This window comes from Silvimonas amylolytica, from assembly GCF_014645555.1.
GTDB lineage: Bacteria > Pseudomonadota > Gammaproteobacteria > Burkholderiales > Chitinibacteraceae > Silvimonas > Silvimonas amylolytica.
In genome coordinates, this window is record NZ_BMLY01000003.1 from 48,929 (window position 1) to 67,632 (window position 18,704).

Below are 18,704 nucleotides of genomic sequence, written 5' to 3' on the forward strand. Positions count from 1 at the left end.
TAACACTAAAACGGAAAATCAACCGTCATGCTGCAACTGATTCCTTCTGCCTATGCCGCCGATGCTGGCGCCGCCGCAGCGAGCCCGGCCGCCGGCCTGCTCCAATTTGCGCCGATGGTCGTTATCTTTGTGCTGTTCTATTTCTTGCTGATCCGTCCGCAGCAAAAGCGCGCCAAGGAACAGCAAGCCATGCTGCAAGCCGTCGCCAAGGGTGACGAGATCATCACCACTGGCGGTATCCTGGGCCGTGTGACCAAGACTGCAGACAACTACCTGACCATTGAAGTGGCAGACGGTGTTGAAGTGCAAATCCAGCGTTCTGCCGTCGCGCAGCGCCTGGAAAAAGGCACCATCAAAAACAACAAGTAAAACGTAACCCGAGAAGCGGCAGCATATTGGCTGCCGCTTGTCATTACCGGCTCTGAACATGAACCGTTATCCGTTGTGGAAGTACCTGCTGATCATCGTCACTGTTGTGGCGGCGGTCCTTTACACCTTGCCCAACCTGTTTGGTGAAAGCCCGGCCGTCCAGATTTCCAGCGCCCGTTCCACCGTCAAGGTGGATGCCGCGTTGCAGGATCGTGTGGCTGATATCGCGACCAAAGCCGGTTTTACTCCAGACGCTGTGTTGGCTGATGAGAACTCGGTCAAGCTGCGCTTCAAGGACACCGATACGCAACTGAAGGTCAAGGATGCAATCCAGACCGCGCTGGGCGATGACTACTCTGTTGCCCTGAATCTGGTTCCGCAAACGCCAGCATGGCTGGTGCGTCTGGGCGGCAAGCCCATGGCGCTGGGCCTGGATCTGCGTGGTGGTGTGCATTTCTTGCTGGAAGTCGACATGGATGCCGCTGTATCCAAGTCACTCGACAAGACGGCCGGTGAGGTTCGTCGCCAGTTGCGTGACAAGTCGATCCGCTACGGCAAGATCGATCGCCAGCGGGACAGCGTGGTGGTGCAGTTGCGTGATGCGCAAACGGTGGATGATGCCGCCAATGCGCTGCGCAAGGGCTTCCCCAACCTGGCGGTGACGCCGAGCAAGGATGCGAACAACTACAGTGTTGCGCTGACGTTTACGCCACAGTCGCTGGTGCAACTGAAGTCTGACGCGGTCAAGCAGAACATCACCACGCTGCATAATCGTGTGAATGAACTGGGTGTGGCTGAACCGGTGATCCAGCAGCAAGGTGAAGGCCGCATCGTGGTTGAACTGCCGGGTGTGCAGGATACCGCCAAGGCCAAGGATATTCTGGGCCGTACCGCCACGCTGGAAGTGCGCATGGTGGACGAAGACCAGTCGCACCTGCAGGCTGCACAGGGTGGCAATGTGCCTGATGGTACGGAGCTGATGGATGAGCCTTCCCGCCGTGGTACGCCTGGCCAGATCCTGGTCAAAAAAGATGTTGAACTGACTGGTGACAACATCAATGACGCCCAGCCGGCATTTGACGAACAAGGGCAGCCGGCCGTATCGGTCAGCCTGGACTCGGCCGGTTCCAGTATTTTCCGCCAGCTCACGCACGACAACGTCGGCAAGCGTATGGCGATGATCCTGGTTGAAAAGGGCAAGGGTGAAGTCGTCACCGCTCCGGTGATTCGTGGCGAGATCGGTGGTGGCCGCGTACAGATTTCCGGCGCCATGACCTCGGATGAAGCCCGTGATACCGCGTTGCTGCTGCGTGCTGGTTCGCTGGCTGCACCGATGAACATCGTGGAAGAACGGACCGTTGGCCCGAGCCTGGGTAAGGAAAATATCGAACGTGGTTTTGAATCGACCATGTACGGTTTCCTCGCCATTGCCGTGTTCATGATGATTTATTACCGCGTGTTTGGCGTCTCGTCCGCCATTGCGCTTATCGCCAACCTCGTGTTCCTGCTGGCATTGTTGTCCATGTTGGGTGTGACGCTGACGCTGCCGGGCATCGCCGCGATCGCGCTGACGCTGGGCATGGCCATTGACTCCAACGTACTGATCAACGAGCGCGTGCGTGAAGAACTGCGCAACGGCATGAGCCCGCACATGTCTATCCAGAATGGTTACGCTCACGCGTTTGCCACGATTCTGGATTCCAACGTGACCACGCTGATTGCCGGTCTGGCTCTGCTGATCTTTGGTTCGGGCGCCGTACGCGGCTTTGCCTGGGTGCACTGCATCGGCATCATGACCTCCATGTACAGTGCCGTGTTCGTCTCACGCGGGCTGATCAACTTGTTCTACGGCTATCGTCGCCGCTTGTCTTCGCTGGCTGTGTAAGGCGGGGGAGTTAGGAAAATGATTGAATTTTTTCATGTAAAGCGCGACATCCCGTTCATGAGCTACGGGAAGATCACCACCGCGATCTCGCTGGTGACCTTCTTGCTGGCCGTGTTTTTCCTGGTGCACAAAGGTTTGAACTTCAGCGTTGAGTTCACCGGCGGTACTTCGATTGAGCTGCAATACAGCCAGACCGCAGATCTGAACCAGATCCGCCAGAAGGTGGATGCACTCAAATATGGCGAAGCCCAGGTGCAAGCACTGGGTAACACGCGCGATGTGCTGGTCCGCATCCCCAACATCAAGGGCAAGTCCTCGGCGCAGCTCTCCAATGAAGTGCTCAACGTCCTTAAGCAGGATCGTCAGGACGTTCAGATCCGCAAGGTGGACTTCGTCGGCCCGTCGGTGGGTGATGAACTGGTCTCGCATGGCCTGACTGCGATTACCCTGGTGTGTCTGGGCATTATTGCGTACCTGGCTATCCGGTTTGAATGGCGTTTTGCTATCTCGGCCGTGATCGCTAACATGCATGACGTGATCATCATTCTGGGTTTCTTTGCGTTCTTCCAGTGGGAGTTCTCGCTGACCGTGCTGGCAGCTGTTCTGGCCGTACTGGGTTACTCTGTGAACGAGTCTGTCGTGGTGTTTGACCGGATTCGCGAAAACTTCCGCAAGCCGAACATGCGTGGCCGTGACGTACCGCAGATCATCGACAACGCCATTACGTCCACCATGAGCCGGACCATCATTACCCACGGTTCGACCGAAGTCATGGTGTTATCCATGCTGATCTTTGGTGGCCCGGCACTGCATGGTTTTGCAACTGCCCTTACCATTGGCATCTTGTTTGGTATTTATTCTTCCGTGCTGGTGGCTTCGCCGCTGCTGCTGATGTTTGGTGTCACACGTGAGAACATGATCAAGCCAGTGAAAGTAAAGCAAGAGGCGGTTGTCTAAGTATTCATAAAGGTTTTATCGGTACGATTCATGCTTGTACCGGTATGCCGCCTCACACCAACGCCGGCGTGCAGCGCCGGCGTTGTCATTTTTTATCGCAAAAATATTGAACAACTCCCGGGTTATTCCGTACCATCCGTGCGGATAGCGCTGCGTCCTTCCCAACCAGACAAGGGTTCCTTGCCTCATGGACTTCAATCCGATCCAGATTTTCTTGCACCTGGATGTATATCTGCAGCAACTGGCGCAAAGTTATGGCACTGGCATTTATGCCTTGTTGTTTGCGGTTGTGTTCTGCGAAACCGGCCTTGTGGTTTTCCCGTTTTTGCCCGGTGATTCGCTGTTGTTTGTGGGTGGCACCGTGGCAGCCCTGGGCAATATGGACCCATACGTCCTTGCAATCACGCTGATGGCTGCAGCCGTCCTGGGCGACAGTACCAATTACCTGATTGGACGTACGGTTGGGGAGAAACTGTTCAGTAATCCGGATTCAAAAATCTTCCGCCGCGACTACTTGCTGCGCACCCACGCGTTTTACGATCGGCATGGCGGCAAAACGGTGACGCTGGCGCGCTTCGTGCCCATCGTCCGGACCTTTGCCCCGTTTGTAGCCGGTGTCGGCAAGATGCCTTACTTGCGCTTCTTGGCGTTCAGCGTTGCGGGTACGCTGGTCTGGGTGGGCGGGTTGGTGGCGCTGGGTTATTTCTTTGGCAATATCCCATTTATCAAGAAAAATCTGTCTGTCATGGTCATTGGCATCGTGTTTCTCTCGGTCGCCCCGGTCATGATCAGTGCATTGAAAGCGAGACTGAGCAAGGCATGAGCGAAGCGTTTTACACGGACAAGGCAGCAGTGCGTGCTGCCTTTGACAAGGCAGCCAGCACCTACGATGCAGCAGCGGTGTTGCAGCGAGAGGTGGTCCAGCGTATGGCAGAACGGCTGGAGTTCATCCGCATCAAGCCTGAGCGGGTCCTGGATGCAGGCAGCGGTACGGGTTTTGCCTGTCCGGTATTGCGTGAGCGTTATCCTGAGAGCCGGCTGATTGAGCTTGATCTGGCACCCTCCATGCTGCGTGTCGCGCGAGATGGTCGAGCCGGCGGTATCCGGGCCTTATTTGACCGTCGCAAGCCGGTGCAGGTGTGCGGTGATCTGGAGGCGCTGCCGCTGGCCAGCAATTCGGTTGATCTGATCTGGTCCAGCCTGGCACTGCAATGGTGCAATGAGCCAGATACCGCATTTGGCGAAATGCTTCGGGTGCTCAAGCCCGGTGGTCTTTTGATGTTCGCCACGCTGGGCCCCGATACCCTGCGTGAGTTGCGCGCAGCGTTTGCCGGCGTAGATGGCCACACCCATGTGAATCAGTTCATCGACATGCACGATCTTGGCGATGCGCTGGTCAATAGTGGTTTTGCCACGCCGGTCATGGATATGGAACACATCACCTTGACCTATCCGGAACTGAAACCCATTCTGGCTGATCTCAAGGCCATTGGCGCGCAAAACGCTACGCGCGGTAGACGGGATGGCATGATGGGCAAGACGGCATGGCAACGCATTACGGCGGCCTATGAGGCGTTCCGCCGCGACGGCGAACTGCCCGCGACCTACGAAGTGGTTTATGGTCATGCCTGGAAGCCAGATACCGCACCAGGCAAAAAGCTGGCCGATGGCAGTCAGGTTATTGAATTCCGCCCACGGGTGCGCTAATGCAGGGAACAGGATTTTTTGTGACCGGCACGGATACCGAAGTGGGTAAAACCGTTGCCACTTGCCAACTTTTGCGGGCATTCACTGCGGGTGGCCTTTCCAGTGTCGGCATGAAGCCGGTCGCGTCAGGTTGTGAGCTAATAGTCGGGCCCCATGACGAGCCATATATGTGGAATGCTGACGTCGCCGGGCATGCAAGTGCCTCTTCGGTGAAGGCTGATCCGCAGTTGGTTAATCCCTACCGGTTCATGCCGCCTGTTGCGCCGCATCTGGCCGCTCGCGAAGCAGGGATCGAGATTTCGCTGACGCATATTGAGGATTGCTGCCGGCAATTGCAACAGCAGGCAAATGTCGTGCTGGTCGAAGGTGCGGGTGGTTGGCTGGCCCCGCTGGATGATCACGCTTTTATGGCTGATCTGGCCATCGCACTGGGTTTTCCGGTGATTCTGGTGGTAGGCATGCGTCTTGGTTGTATTAACCATGCCCTGCTAACGGCCCAGGCGATCCGTGCTAGCGGGCTTGTGCTGGCGGGCTGGGTTGCCAACCGGGTTGATCCGCAGATGGCGCGCTATGAAGAAAATCTGGCTACTTTGCAAAACACCCTCAATGCCCCCTTGATTGGGCAGATTGCCCATCATCCTGAGGCGGAAAAAGGCAGCTTGCCAGCCGAAGCTGTTGCTTTTCTAGTCTGAACACTTGTGTCAGGGTTGCGGCTGGCGCACACTGGCGAACGAAACTGACCGGACCAATCCATGAACCTGTATGTGAAACCGCTGCAACGATTGCTATGCCTGGTTTTGCTGGCCGTACTGTGCACTGGATGTTCTAAAGTGGCATTTGAAGGTACCGATATAACGGGTGCCAACTTTGGTGGTGATTTCACGCTGGTCGACCATCATGGCAAAGCACGACGCCTGGCGGATTTTCAGGGCAAAGTCGTTGCATTGTTTTTTGGCTACACACATTGTCCGGATGTCTGTCCTTTGACCATGGCAGAATACGCGGCTGTCATGAAAAATCTGGGTAACAAAGCCGCAGACGTACAAGTTTTGTTCGTTTCGCTTGATCCGGAGCGCGACACGCCCACTTTGCTGGCACAATACGTGCCCGCTTTTAACCCAACGTTTGTTGGCTTGACGGGTACGCCGCAGCAGGTCGCTGCAGTGGCTGGTCAATATAAAGTGATTTACCAGAAGCAGGGCGCTGGAGCCAACTATACGCTGGACCACAGTGCGGGCAGCTTTCTGCTGGATAAAAAAGGGCGCCTGCGGGTGCTGGAAAATTATGGTGCTTCGCCGGCCGTGCTGACGAAAGACATCACTACGCTGATTGAGGAATAAGCTTGCATGAGCGAGCCTGAGAACAACCAGGAACGGCAGATGCCGATCGCAGAGGGCGAGGACGTCTCTCCGTTTCTGTTGAGCAACCCGCTGGAAATTGGTGCCGTGATGCGCCAGTTGGTACAGCGCGGTGACTTTGTGACCGTGTATTTTTCGCACGGCCAGAAGCTGATGCTGTCCCGAATTCTTACGGTTGATGTGCCCAACCGTGAAATTGTGCTGGATGTCGGTGGTCATGAGCCCACCAATGAAGCGCTGGCCCAGTCTGACCGCAATATTGTGGTGGCTTTGCCTGACGGCGTGAAAATCCAGTTTGTGATCGGTCGCCCGAAGCTGATCAAGTACGAAGGCTCGCCCGCTTTTTCTGTACCGTTCCCGAAAGATCTGATCAAACTGCAGCGCCGCGAGTTTTTCCGTATTGAAACCCCGCTGGTACGCCCCTGGCTGTGTGACACGGTGCTCGCTGACCGCCAGCGCGCGATGCTGGAAATCCACGATATTTCGCTGGGTGGGGTTGGTCTGTGGGCCACGCCCGCGCAAGCCGCGCAGTTACAAGCGGGTGAACAACTGTCCAAGGCTGAACTGGAATTGGGGCAGTGGGGTGCCATGTCCGTGGCTCTTGAGGTCCGCTCGCGGCGTGTCATGACCAATCGCACAGGTCAGGAAGTTCATCACATTGGCTGCCGGTTTTTGAATCTGAACCGTCAAGCAGAAGCCACGTTGCAAAAACTGCTGGCCCAACTGGAGCGTGAACGCAAGGCGCTCGTTGGCCGTTGATGCTGATTCTGGTTGTCGACCCAATAAAAAAGCCCCTTTACCGGGGCTTTTTTATTGGGTCGGAAGGCTGGTGCTTGTTAGAGTGCGAGTACTACACGCCCAAGCAGTTCACCCGCCAGCATCTTGTCGAAGATGCTATTGATGTCGTCCAGCTTTGCCTTGCTGTAGTGCACTTTGATCTTGCCATCTGCTGCAAATTGCAATGCTTCACGCAGGTCCTCACGCGTCCCGACAATTGACCCGCGCACGGTGATGCGTTTGAGTACAACATCAAAGATCGGCGTTTCAAAAGTGCCCGGTGGCAAGCCGACCAGAGAAATGGTGCCACCACGGCGCAAGAGGTCAATGCCTTGCTTGAAGGCCGCAGGCGAAACCGCAGTAACCAACGCACCGTGCACGCCGCCAGTGTCTTTCTGTACCTTGGCGACCATATCCTTGTCGGCATAGTCATAAGCCAGATCTGCGCCCAGTTCTTTCGCGAGCGCCAGTTTTTCGGCGCCGTGATCAACAGCAACCACCTTGTAGCCCATGGCTTTGGCGTATTGCACAGCGACATGACCCAACCCGCCAATACCAGAGATTGCCACCCAGTCGCCCGGCTTGGCATCAGTCTCTTTCAGGCCTTTGTAGGTGGTCACGCCAGCGCACAGAATGGGCGCGACATCATACGGATCAAGGCCCTGCGGAATCTCAGCCACGTAGTCGGCCGGGGCAAGCATGTATTCGGCGAAGCCACCGTTAACTGAATAACCGGTGTTGGTCTGGGTCTCGCACAAGGTTTCCCAGCCGGTGACGCAATAAGTGCAGCAGCCGCAGGCTTCATGCAGCCACGGCGAGCCGACGATATCGCCTTTTTTGATACGCGTTACGCCTGGGCCAACTTCTACGACTTCGCCTACACCTTCATGGCCAGGAATGAATGGTGGCGTGGGTTTGACTGGCCAGTCGCCGTGAGCGGCATGCAAGTCGGTATGGCAAACCCCGCAGGCGATCACGCGGATCAACACCTGACCAGGGCCGGGGGAAGGGATTTCTACCTGGGTAATTTGAAGTGGTTTCTGGAATTCACGAACCACTGCTGCACGTGCGGACACAGACATTTTCAACTCCTTGCCTGGATGGTGGAAGGAAGATAGCGGGCGCCGGTTGGGCGCTAGCTGTATGTGAGCAGGTTAAGACGGGCCTCGAGAGGGTTCGTTGACCTGAAGCAAATTTTTTCAGGTTGCGTGGGGTTTTAGTAAATTTGAATCAAAAAAGGGAAGCGAAAAAGCTGCTTGTAGTGGGCCAGCGCAGGTGAACCCGCAACTCTTGTTTGAGCCTCAGATTCCGTAGGCGCCGGGATTCGCCCAGGTAAGACAGGATTGCGGGAGAAAGTTGCAGTTGAGCCTCTTCACGCGTGATTCGGGCCGGGCGTGGCAGTTTGCTGGCATCGGCGACTTCGTCAAACCAGTCGCCCATACGTGATGGGGCATCATCAACCACGTTATAGGTACGCAGCGGGCGGCCCCGAAAGAGCGCAAGACACACCGCGTGCGCGAGATCGTCAGCATGGATATGGTTGGACCAGCTATCTTCTTCACGTCGGATGACCGGCTCTCCACGCTCGATACGCGCGGTCGGCAAGCGGCCTTCAGCGTAAATGCCAGGTGCACGCAAAATGGCCAGGGGGCGGCCGGTACGGCGCGCCCATGAACGCAACTGCTGCTCTGCATCGGCGCGACGGCGTGCCCGTGCGCTGTCCGGCCGTGCGCCGCGAGATTCGTCCAGCCAGTGCCCGTCGGCGTTGCCGTAAACGCCCGTGGTGCTGATATAGACGGCGGGGCGAGGTGGCTGTGCTAAAATCGTCGACTTGCTGTTTCGAGGCGCTGGTTTTTGTATTGCGCTCAGCAACTTGCGCGTGCGCAGATCGGTCTCACCATGAGTCGCAGGCGGCACGCTGTGGATCAGCGTCGCGCGCAGGCCCGCCAGGCGCGAGAGCGTTGCTGGCTGATCAAGGTCTGCCAGGATTGGAACGACACCCATGGCTCGCAAATGATCGGCTTGATCGGCTCGACGGCACAGCACATATACCCTGAAACGTTGTAACAACCACGGCAAGGCGCGGGAAACGACGTCACCGCAGCCGGCAATCAGTAGCCGTGGTTTGGCGCGCATGCGCGAACGATTCTTGTTAACTGGCAACACTTGATTGATCTGGAATGATTTGACGATGTCCAAGCAACTTACCATCCTGCCATCTGGCCAGCAAATTGCCCTGCAAGAAGGGCAGACTATCCTTGATGCCGCCATTGGTGCGGGCTTTAGCATGCCGTACGGCTGCAAGAACGGCGCTTGTGGTGCGTGCAAGGGCCAGGTAGTGCAAGGGCAGGTTGACTATCCGGATGGCTATGCAGAGTCTGCGCTCACGCATATGGAGCGTGAACGCGGCTTGGCACTGTACTGCTGTGCCGTGCCGACCACTGATATTACGGTCGAATGCCGTGAGGTCTCTGCGACCAAGGATATCCAGATCAAAACGCTGCCGTGCCGTGTACAGAAGATCGAAAAGGTTTCTCACGATGTTGCGGTATTGTCATTCAAGCTGCCGACCACAGAGCGTTTGCAGTTCCTGGCTGGCCAGTACATTGATTTGCATACCAAGGGTGGCAAGAAGCGTAGTTTCTCGATCGCCAACGCACCGCATGATGACGAATATCTGCAATTGCATATTCGCTGCATGCCCGGTGGTGAGTTTGCCGCCTATGTCTGGAACGAGATGAAAGAGCGCGAAATCATGCGCTTTACGGGCCCCCTGGGGTCGTTCTTTCTGCGGGAAGACAGTGACAAACCCATCATTTTTGTTGCGACGGGCACCGGTTTTGCGCCGATCAAAGGTATTCTGGAACATGCCTTCAACAAGGGCATCGATCGCCAGATGATTCTGTACTGGGGCGCGCGTAGCCAGCGTGACTTGTACATGCCGGAACTGCCGGAACAGTGGGCCAAAGATCACCCCAACTTCAAGTACATTCCGGTGTTATCTGAACCAGCGCCGGAAGACAACTGGACGGGCCGCACTGGTTTCGTTCATGAGTCTGTGCTGGACGATTTCGGCAGCATGGCTGCCTGGCAGGTTTATGCTTGTGGCGCACCAGTGATGGTTGAGGCCGCGTACAAGAATTTTGTGGCGCGTGGATTGCCGGAGAATGAGTTTTTCTCCGATGCATTCTTTACCTCCAAAGACATGTCTAAACCGGCTGCTTGATTTGCCGGTCATGCCATGCCGGGAACGAAAAGCCACCGCACGCGGTGGCTTTTTCATTCAGATGGCGCTGCGAAAAAAAGCCCCGCAACAAGGCGGGGCTGAAGGGCAATCTGGCTTGGTGGTTCAAAGTGCCATCAAGCGGTGAGGCTGTCCGGGTCAAGGGCGCGCTCCGCGTCGGCCCAACGGCGTAACCCAAGGACTTTCTCTCCAAGTTCGGTCAGATCAGCACGCGGATAACGGGTTTGTTCCCAGTTACGGGGGTCGCCCGGGAAGGCATAACCGCGGGCGGGTTCGCGGCGATACCAGCTGCCAATGCGCCAGTCACGTAGTTCGGCATTGGCTTCATCTGCCGGCGTGAACGAGATGTACTGCGCCAGTCGCACCTTGTTGGTCGATGTGTTGGGGCGAATGCCATGCGCCAGCAAGCTATTGAAGATCAGCAGATCGCCCGCTTGCATGGGAATGAAGCGAACCGGCCAGGGTACCCCGGTCAGATCTGGCTGCCATGGATTGCGATCTGCCGGTGCAATTTTGCGCCATTCGGCGAAGTGTTCAAACAGTTCAGGAATGCACTGAAAGCCGCCACCTTCTTCGGTGGTGTCCGAGAGGGCAAGCACGCCTTGCACGTTGACGGGCATCGGGTCCAGTGTCGTATCGGCATCCCAGTGAATGAAGCCGCCAAATTTGCGTGCACCTTGATTGGGCGGATTCAGATTGGCCCGGTCAATCGTGACCCACAGGTCTTCGCGATCCCAGATATCAACAAACGCATCGTAGATACGCTGGTTCTGGCGGTTATCCCACATGGTCTGGTTCTGATAAGCCTCAACCATGCCGGAGCCATTGAGTTCTTTCATTTCATGATCGCGTAGCTGTGGCTTGATCCAGTTGGCTGGGTCCTGTGGGGTCAACTCCTGGAATTCCCACAAGAAATCAGTCGTGCGCTGGACGGCCTCAGGCGATACCGCATTCTTCACGATGACGTACCCATAACGTTGCCAGTGAGCAAAATCGGCTTCAGACAGCACGCGCAGTGGCATTGCCTTCTTCAAATCACGCAGTTGTACTTGATCGAGATAAGCAACGGAGGGGTTGCCTGGGCGGTTGTCGCCGTATTGATAGCGGTCGTTCATGTTGGTCTCCGGGGTGGATGCGCAGATTCTGCACCGCCGTCTGGCGACCGTTTATGCTTGATGTGGCACAAATTGATACTATTGTGACGTTTTATTGTGCACTGCAGGTGAGTTGTGAAGCCGCAACGTGAACACGTGACCGTACCAGATGGCGCATCCTGGGCTTTGCTCTGGCGTGAGCTACCCAATCTGCCTTTTGAATGGCACTACCACCCGGAGTTTGAACTGACGCTGACCGTGAATGCGACGGGTCAACGCTACATTGGCGACCATTTGGGTGACTTTGTGGACGGCGACCTGGTGCTCGTCGGGCCGAATTTGCCACACACCTGGTCGGCACAAGGCGCGCTGGATGAAACCCGACCTGTACTCGCTGTTGTCGTCTGGTTTAGCCGGGAATGGGTTGAGCAGCTGGTGAAAGGCTTGCCGGAGTTGGCGCCCATCCGCAAATTGGCTGAACAAGCCAGTCGGGCACTGAGTTTTTCGCCTGCGGTGATCAATGGCGTGCGCCCCCGTTTGATGGCGCTGGAAAACCTGGACACGGCGCGGCGTTTACCGGTGTTGCTGGATGTCTTGCTGGAACTCGCCAGAGATGCGCAGGCACAACCGCTCTCATCAGGTATGTCTTTGCTGGACACAACAGGCAGCAAGCACCGATTGGGCAAGGTGCTGGATGTGATGCACCAGCGCTTTGCGGAGCCCTTGATGGTCGAAGAACTGGCTGAGCGTGTGGCGCTTTCTGTGGGTGCGTTTCATCGCTTCTTCAAACGCCATACCGGCAAGACGGTAACGGCCTATCTGACCCAGCTGCGTGTTGGGCATGCCTGTCAGTTGCTGATTCAGAGTGATAAACCCATCGGGATGGTCGCCGAAGCTGCGGGGTATCGGAATCTGGCACACTTCAATCGCCAGTTCATGGCAACCAAGGGCATCACGCCGCGGCAGTTCCGGCAGCAATACCGCGCGCCTTGAACGAAAAAGCCGGACCCGAAGGTCCGGCTTTTTTACACTCGGCCAGAGAGAGGCTGGCCTGACTGTAATACCTGAATCTGATTGATTAGAACCAGGTCTTCAGGCCAGTCATCACACGGTAGCTGTTTTGACCGGCTGCAGCGGCATCGTCGTTACCGTAGTACATCACGTCGTCAGCAGCGCTGTACGAAGCGTTGTCGCCGTTCTTCACGTAGCGGGCGTCAACGTAGGCCAGGCTGTGCTTGGACAGGCTGTAGTTGTAGCGAGCATCAACAGCTTGAGCGCCGCTGTCGTCCTGGGTGGAGCCGTTCAGCTTGGCATCACGCAGGTTGATGTAGCTCAGGTACACGCCGTGCTTGCCTTGCTCGTAGGAACCTTGGGCAATCCACATGTCTTGCTTCAGATCATCACCCGCGTTGCTGGCTTCTGCGCGCTTGAAACCGCCCTTCACGCCAAAGCCATTGTCGAACTTGTAGTTCGCGCCGGCATACCAGTTCTTGCTGTCCGTGCCATCGGCAAATACCGGCTGGCCAGACACGTCTTCACTGGTGATGTTGTTACGATGCTGGTAGGTACCATCGATACCCAGACCTTGCCACTTGTAGTTGGCGGTCAGGTCGTAGCCCTTGCTGCCCTGGCGGCTTTGGTCTTCCAGGAAGTACGCTGCGGAAGCATTGAAACCGTACAGGCTTGGCATGTCATAGCGAACAACGTTCTTGGCGTAGTTGCTTTGATCGAAGCCGTAGTCACGGACCAGCCATTCAGCACCGGTATCACCGTACAGGCGATCCAGCGCGTCGTAGGTCGGGCTCAGCATGTTACCGGCACGGAATGTACCGTAATCACCAGTCAGACCGATGTAGGCTTGACGATTGCCCCAGTTAGCGGTGCCACCTTGAGTGCGGTTGCCCGGCTGGTTCTGGATTTCTTGTTCGACACGCCAGATCACCTTGCCGCCAGCATCGAGCTTGTCGCTGCCGGAAACGCCAATGATCGCGTCGTAGGAAACACCGCCGGACTTGGTATTGCCGGCCTTCAAGTAATCAACACCGCCAGTGATGCTACCGTCGATGGTCACATCGGCCATGGCTGCACCGGTACCCAGGGCCAGTGCTACGGCGAGCGTTGTATATTTGATTTTCATTTGTATTCTCCTTTGTCTGAATCCACGTCTTGTTTGGCTTGACGGCAGTGCCGCAAACTTGGATGCAGTTTAAGGAGCGGGCTTTTCATACACCCGTAACTATTTCCAACAGCATATTGTGAATTTTTACGGAATTTTTTTGATCAAAGTCGCTACATATGCGCGTGCTATATTGACCTGGCGCATAAACGCTAAACGGGATTTACGCATGGTCCGACGAGTCGTGTTCAACCAGAAGGGCGGTGTGGGCAAGTCGACCATCACCGTTAACCTGGCCGCTGCGGCGGCGCTGGCCGGTCGGTCAGTTCTTGTCGTGGACCTGGATCACCAAGGCAACGCCAGCCGCTACCTGTTGGGTGAAACGGCCAGTGAAACGACACCGACACTCACCCAGTTCTTTGAGCAAACGCTCAATTTCAGCCTCTATTCCAATACCATTGAAGACTTTGTCCACGCCACGCAATGCCCGGGGCTTTACGTTCTGCCTGCAGGAGCCGGGCTGGCCGAGCAACAAGCCAAACTGGAGTCTCGGTACAAGATCTTCAAATTACGTGAATCCTTGCAAGAATTGGGCGCCCGATTTGATGAAATCTGGTTAGATACGCCGCCGGCGCTCAACTTCTTTACATTATCCGCGCTGATTGCTGCAGATCGCTGCCTGATTCCGTTTGATTGCGACGCCTTTTCACGCGATGCGCTCGTTGGGTTATTGGACCGCGTAGCCGAAATACGCGCTGATCATAATCCTGCGCTCAGTGTGGAAGGGATTGTCGTCAACCAGTTCCAGCCACGTGCCACGCTGCCAACACGCATGGTCGATGAACTCAAATCACGGGGGTTGCCTGTGCTGGAGCCATTTCTGAATAGTTCTGTGAAGGTGCGCGAATCTCACGAGCGTGCCGTGCCGCTGGTACAGCTGGAGCCACGCCACAAACTCGCTCAGGCATTTAGCGCCCTCTATCAATCACTGGCAAAATGAATCCTTTGGGCGCAACCTGGCCCGCGCGCCAGGAGAAAACATACACATGAGTGCAGGCATTCTGGATAAAAAACCGCGTTTGCTGATCGTCGACGACGAACCCTTCAACCTGGAAATCCTCACCGAGCATTTGCAGGATGCAGACTACGACGTGGTCACCGCAGACGATGGCGAGGCCGCGTGGGACCTGTTGTCCCGTGACCGTGCGTTTGATGCCATTTTGCTGGATCGTATGATGCCGCGCATGGATGGCATGGCCTTGCTGGCCCGCCTGAAACAGCAGCCAGAACTGATGCAAGTGCCCGTGATCATGCAAACCGCGGTCGGCGCTGCTGAAAACGTACGTGAAGGGCTGACTGCGGGTGCTTATTACTATCTGATCAAGCCGTTTCAGCGCGACATGCTGCTGGCCATTGTCAGTGCGGCCGTCGAGTTCTACCGCGAGAAGCGGCAGCTTGAACAACAACTAGTCGCCCAGGCCGGGAATTATGGGCAGCTGATGAGCGCAGAATTTGAGTTCAGTTCGATGGAAGAAGCGCGCCAACTAACCCTGGTGTTGTCGCATGCTTGCCCCGAACCCCAACGCGTGGCGCTCGGCTTGTCCGAGTTGCTGGTGAACGCGGTAGAACACGGCAACCTGGGGATTCGCTACGGTGAGAAAACCCGCTTGCTGCAGCTGGGGCGCTGGCAGGATGAGGTGGAATCCCGCCTGGCCAATCCTGAGTACGCGGCGCGGCGCGTGCGTGTGAATTTCAGCCGCAGCAAAGAGACCATCACCATTGTCATTACTGATGAGGGTAATGGTTTTGACTGGCGGCCTTTCCTCGAGTTTTCACCCGAGCGGGCGTTTGACCCGCATGGTCGCGGTATTTCGATGGCCCGCATGCTGTCGTTTGACCAGATCGAGTATCAGGGTACCGGCAATACCGTGATGGCACAGGTGCGGCTGGCGGTGGGTTGATCGGGTGAGTTATTCCAGAATTTCAACTGGCATGCCCAGCTCAATCTGCCCGGCATTACGTGCCAGTACGTTTTGCCCGAACTCGGCGCCTTCCGGCCCTTTGCGGCGTTTGGCGATGGTGCGCAGCGGTTCTTGATCGTCTGATTTTTCAGCCGTGTGCGGATCTACCGTGGTGAACACGCAGCGCCCGCATGGCTTGTCGATCTGGAACACCACGTTGCCGATCCGGATGCTTTTCCAGCCGTCCTCTGCAAATGGGTCCGCGCCGGACACCACGAGATTAGGCCGGAAACGCGCCATTTCCATATCACGTCCTACCCATTCATTCAGTTGCAGGCGCGACGATTCGCCAATCAGCAGTAATGGATATCCATCTGCAAAGGACAGCGGGATATCCGGATGCCGTTTGACCCGGCGCTGCGGGTCGCCGGTATACAGCAGGCGAGCCTTGCGACCGAGATAATCACTGATCCAGGCGTCTGCCTCATGGGCGCCGGTCCAGGCGCCAAACTGGTCTTTCCAGACATGGGCATCGCATGCGGCAGTGAACTGGCTGCGCTCAATACTTAACATGGGCATACCGGGTGCGCTGAGCGTCAGGCTATGCTCGTCCACCTCGGTGTCGATCTTCACCATGGTCGGGCAGTCACGCCCGGTAATCATGACGCCTTCATCCGAAGTGACCATCCATGCCCGGTCATCCGGCAGGCCCAGTGGCGTGACTTCGCTATGACGCATGGCGAGGCCTTTGACGGATTTCACGGGATAACGGTAGATCGCACTCAGCACAGGCATGGCAGTCTCGCAAAAGCAGGGTTGAAGGCGTGAATTGCCAAGCTTATCACCACTGCTCGAACCAGTAATGTGGGTGTTGCTCCCGCCAGCGACTGACCGATAGCGTGGCACCCTGAGTCGCCAGGGTAATGGCGCCATCCCGATCCGTGCGCAAATCCCGTGCACCAGCTTGCGCATAGCGGGCGACGATTTCAGGTCGCGGATGGTGGAACCGGTTCAGATAGCCAGATGAAAAGACGACCCAGGCCGGACGCGTGGTATCGACAAACGTGGCAGAAGAGGACGTGATGCTGCCATGATGACCCGCCACCACGATATCGAAATGCCCCAGCCAGTTGCGGCTGAGCATTTCACTCTCTTGCGCTACGCCGACATCAGCAGGGATCAACATGCGTTGGTGCGCGGTTTCGATCTCCAGTACGCAACCGCGGGCATTTTCATCAGGCATGCTGGCTTCAGGCACGGGCCAGACCAATGTAAAGCTCACACCATCCCAGTCCCAGCTCTGGCCGGCTTCACAGGTTTCATCATGACGAGCCAGTCCCAGCGCAGGATGGTCGGCTGGCAACTGCGCCAGCAAGGTCTCGACGGGGAGCGTTTGCAGTAGCGCCTGAGCACTGCCGGAATGGTCGTTATCCTTGTGGGACACAATCAGCGTATCCAGCCGTCGAACTTGCCTGTTGCGCAAGACCGGCAGAATGGCCCGATCTGCCTGACCGGGTTTGCCGGTGTCAAACACCAAAGTGTGATGTCGGGTCTGCACCAGCACGGATAACCCTTGATCCACGTCGATGATGGTGGCCACAAATTCACCCGGTGCAATCACTGGTGTGGGCACGACGAAGAGGGGGGTTGCCATGATGAGCCCCAGCCATCGTCCTGGCACGCCTCTTGGCAGCATCAACAACCACAGCCCGAGCATGGCCGGCAGGATGGTCCACGCGGGCGGCGGCGCGAAGTCAGGCGAGGGGACGTGGGTCGCCAGCAAAGCCAGCAGCCAGTGTGTCGCTGCAAAGGTACGCTCCGCCGCATGCCAGAGCCAGCCGCTCGGGTCAGCTAACCCGGCAAGGGTTAAAGGGGTTACCAGCATACTGACGACCGGTATGGCGACAGCATTGGCCAGTGGAGAGACAAGTGGCAGGCGGCCGAACACGACCAGCAACACGGGTAGCGTCCCCAGCGTGACCGCTAACTCGGTGCGCACCCAGCCAGACCATCCTTTGATGGGGCGAACCCGGTTACCACTTAACCAAAGCAGCGCACCAACGGCCAGAAAAGATAACCAGAAGCCGGCAGAGATCACTGCAAACGGGTCAACGATCACAACCACCAACAAAGCCAGCATCCATATCGTGCCCTTGGTCAGGGGGTGCCCGCATAGCAGGCAAAGAATGCCGGTGGCCAGCATCAGTACCGCCCGCTGGGTAGGAATGCCCAGCCCCGCTAGCAGGCTGTACAGCAGGGCGGCACATAGCCCGACCCATAACTGCTGCCGGCGCAAATTGCAGTGGCCCAGTAAACCGGGCAGACGTTTACCGATGATGCCCGCGAGCCAACCGGTCAGTGCTGCAATCATCGACACATGCAAGCCTGATATCACGGTCAAGTGTGTGGTCCCGGTTTGCGCGAAGTCTCGCCATTGGTCCCGGCTGATATGGCTCCGATCGCCCGTTGCAGTTGCCACGATGACGCCCGCCCAAGGGGCATTGCCCAAAGCATGCAAGATGCGCTGGATCACCGTTTCACGAAGACGATCAATCCCGGCTTGCCAGGCAAAACCCCGTTGTTTCTCCCCGCTTTTGACGTGACCCGTTGCGCCTTCGCCTTGTTGCAGCATCCATGCTTCAGTGTCAAACCCGCCTGGATTTTGCTGCCCGTGTACACGTCGGGGCTGAAAGGTGAGTCTCCAGCGTGTACCGGCTGACAGGTCCGGGTGTTCGCCCCACCATGAAAGCGACAACCGTGCAGGGAGCGTGGTATCCGGTGTCAGAACCCGCGTGGGCACAAAGACAAACCGCACGCCGAACTCGCTGCTTTGAGGCAAACCGCGTACATAGCCCTCGGCGATCACCGTACTTTGTTCCAGCGCCGGATTCAGGCGATCCGCCATGCGCCAGTGCGCACGCAGATTGGCCCAGCCGAACCCGGTTATCAGCATGAGTGCGATGATCGCCAACCGCTTGCAACGGCCGCGGCAGCGCCAGGCAACGAAAGCACACAGGAGTATCAACGGGAGTGGGGCATAGACGGCCGGCAGTACTGGCTGCATTTGCAGAAGACAAACGCCAACGACCAGCGCGGCCATGCCGCCAAGATAAGAAATCAGCATGGTCGCTACCCTGGCAGGCAGACCCGGTACTGGCGATGTAGATGGCGAATTTGCTTGTGCTGCGTCAAGCACAGGGCAGGTGTAATCCTGGTATCCCGGTGTATCGGGGCAT

Annotated in this window: 18 protein-coding genes; 12 read left to right on the forward strand and 6 right to left on the reverse strand. The window is 57.0% G+C overall.

Annotated features, from left to right (window positions below; genetic code table 11):
* Positions 1-27 precede the first annotated feature (27 nt).
* The 8 genes from yajC (at position 28) to IEX44_RS10030 (ending at position 7,035) form a co-directional block, all read left to right on the forward strand.
* The gene (gene yajC, locus IEX44_RS09995) at positions 28-369 is read left to right on the forward strand and encodes a preprotein translocase subunit YajC (RefSeq protein WP_188692720.1); all 342 of its coding nucleotides are present in this window, start codon (positions 28-30) and stop codon (positions 367-369) included.
* Positions 370-427: 58 nt separating this feature from the next.
* Positions 428-2,254 (forward strand): protein translocase subunit SecD, encoded by a 1,827-nt coding sequence (gene secD, locus IEX44_RS10000; RefSeq protein ID WP_188692721.1) that lies wholly within the window; start codon positions 428-430, stop codon positions 2,252-2,254.
* Positions 2,255-2,275: 21 nt separating this feature from the next.
* Positions 2,276-3,211 (forward strand): protein translocase subunit SecF, encoded by a 936-nt coding sequence (gene secF, locus IEX44_RS10005; RefSeq protein ID WP_188693951.1) that lies wholly within the window; start codon positions 2,276-2,278, stop codon positions 3,209-3,211.
* A gap of 187 nt (positions 3,212-3,398) precedes the next feature.
* Positions 3,399-4,034 (forward strand): DedA family protein, encoded by a 636-nt coding sequence (locus tag IEX44_RS10010; protein WP_188692724.1) that lies wholly within the window; start codon positions 3,399-3,401, stop codon positions 4,032-4,034.
* The gene (gene bioC / locus IEX44_RS10015; protein ID WP_188692726.1) at positions 4,031-4,918 is read left to right on the forward strand and encodes a malonyl-ACP O-methyltransferase BioC; all 888 of its coding nucleotides are present in this window, start codon (positions 4,031-4,033) and stop codon (positions 4,916-4,918) included. The genes IEX44_RS10010 and bioC overlap by 4 nt, the downstream gene beginning before the upstream one ends.
* 20 nt (positions 4,919-4,938) lie before the next feature.
* A complete protein-coding gene (gene bioD, locus IEX44_RS10020; RefSeq protein ID WP_229678936.1) occupies positions 4,939-5,610 on the forward strand; it encodes a dethiobiotin synthase in 672 nt (223 codons plus the stop codon).
* Between the two features lie 60 nt (positions 5,611-5,670).
* Positions 5,671-6,258 (forward strand): SCO family protein, encoded by a 588-nt coding sequence (locus IEX44_RS10025; protein ID WP_188692730.1) that lies wholly within the window; start codon positions 5,671-5,673, stop codon positions 6,256-6,258.
* A gap of 6 nt (positions 6,259-6,264) precedes the next feature.
* On the forward strand, positions 6,265-7,035 hold the full coding sequence (locus IEX44_RS10030; protein ID WP_188692733.1) for a flagellar brake protein: 771 nt from the start codon (positions 6,265-6,267) through the stop codon (positions 7,033-7,035).
* Positions 7,036-7,112: 77 nt separating this feature from the next.
* Here IEX44_RS10030 and adhP read toward each other — a convergent pair whose 3' ends face one another.
* A complete protein-coding gene (gene adhP / locus IEX44_RS10035; protein ID WP_188692735.1) occupies positions 7,113-8,135 on the reverse strand; it encodes an alcohol dehydrogenase AdhP in 1,023 nt (340 codons plus the stop codon).
* A gap of 148 nt (positions 8,136-8,283) precedes the next feature.
* Entirely contained in the window at positions 8,284-9,252 is a 969-nt protein-coding gene (locus tag IEX44_RS10040; RefSeq protein WP_229678938.1) for an NAD-dependent epimerase/dehydratase family protein, read from the reverse strand.
* Between IEX44_RS10040 and IEX44_RS10045 the strand changes: the two genes are divergently transcribed.
* Complete coding sequence (locus IEX44_RS10045; RefSeq protein WP_188692737.1) at positions 9,245-10,279, forward strand: CDP-6-deoxy-delta-3,4-glucoseen reductase; 1,035 nt, start codon at positions 9,245-9,247, stop codon at positions 10,277-10,279. The genes IEX44_RS10040 and IEX44_RS10045 overlap by 8 nt on opposite strands.
* Before the next feature lie 134 nt (positions 10,280-10,413).
* On the opposite strand, the gene IEX44_RS10050 is transcribed toward IEX44_RS10045, so the two are convergent.
* Positions 10,414-11,412: a phytanoyl-CoA dioxygenase family protein gene (locus IEX44_RS10050; RefSeq protein ID WP_188692739.1), complete on the reverse strand. Its 999-nt coding sequence runs from the start codon at positions 11,410-11,412 to the stop codon at positions 10,414-10,416.
* A 114-nt stretch (positions 11,413-11,526) separates the two neighbouring features.
* On the opposite strand from IEX44_RS10050, the gene IEX44_RS10055 reads away from it, so the two are divergent.
* Positions 11,527-12,384: a helix-turn-helix domain-containing protein gene (locus tag IEX44_RS10055; RefSeq protein ID WP_188692741.1), complete on the forward strand. Its 858-nt coding sequence runs from the start codon at positions 11,527-11,529 to the stop codon at positions 12,382-12,384.
* A gap of 85 nt (positions 12,385-12,469) precedes the next feature.
* Here the strand turns inward: IEX44_RS10055 and IEX44_RS10060 are convergent, their stop codons facing one another.
* Positions 12,470-13,528, reverse strand: coding sequence for a porin (locus IEX44_RS10060; RefSeq protein WP_188692743.1), 1,059 nt, complete (start codon positions 13,526-13,528; stop codon positions 12,470-12,472).
* A gap of 208 nt (positions 13,529-13,736) precedes the next feature.
* Here IEX44_RS10060 and IEX44_RS10065 point away from each other — a divergent pair, with 208 nt between their 5' ends.
* Both IEX44_RS10065 and IEX44_RS10070 read left to right on the forward strand, forming a co-directional pair.
* Positions 13,737-14,507 (forward strand): ParA family protein, encoded by a 771-nt coding sequence (locus IEX44_RS10065; RefSeq protein ID WP_188692745.1) that lies wholly within the window; start codon positions 13,737-13,739, stop codon positions 14,505-14,507.
* 46 nt (positions 14,508-14,553) lie between these two features.
* Entirely contained in the window at positions 14,554-15,468 is a 915-nt protein-coding gene (locus tag IEX44_RS10070) for a response regulator (protein WP_188692748.1), read from the forward strand.
* A 9-nt stretch (positions 15,469-15,477) separates the two neighbouring features.
* On the opposite strand, the gene IEX44_RS10075 is transcribed toward IEX44_RS10070, so the two are convergent.
* Together IEX44_RS10075 and IEX44_RS10080 are read right to left on the reverse strand one after the other, a co-directional pair.
* A complete protein-coding gene (locus IEX44_RS10075; protein ID WP_188692751.1) occupies positions 15,478-16,263 on the reverse strand; it encodes an MOSC domain-containing protein in 786 nt (261 codons plus the stop codon).
* Between the two features lie 46 nt (positions 16,264-16,309).
* On the reverse strand, positions 16,310-18,592 hold the full coding sequence (locus tag IEX44_RS10080) for a DNA internalization-related competence protein ComEC/Rec2 (RefSeq protein ID WP_188692754.1): 2,283 nt from the start codon (positions 18,590-18,592) through the stop codon (positions 16,310-16,312).
* Positions 18,593-18,704 lie beyond the last annotated feature (112 nt).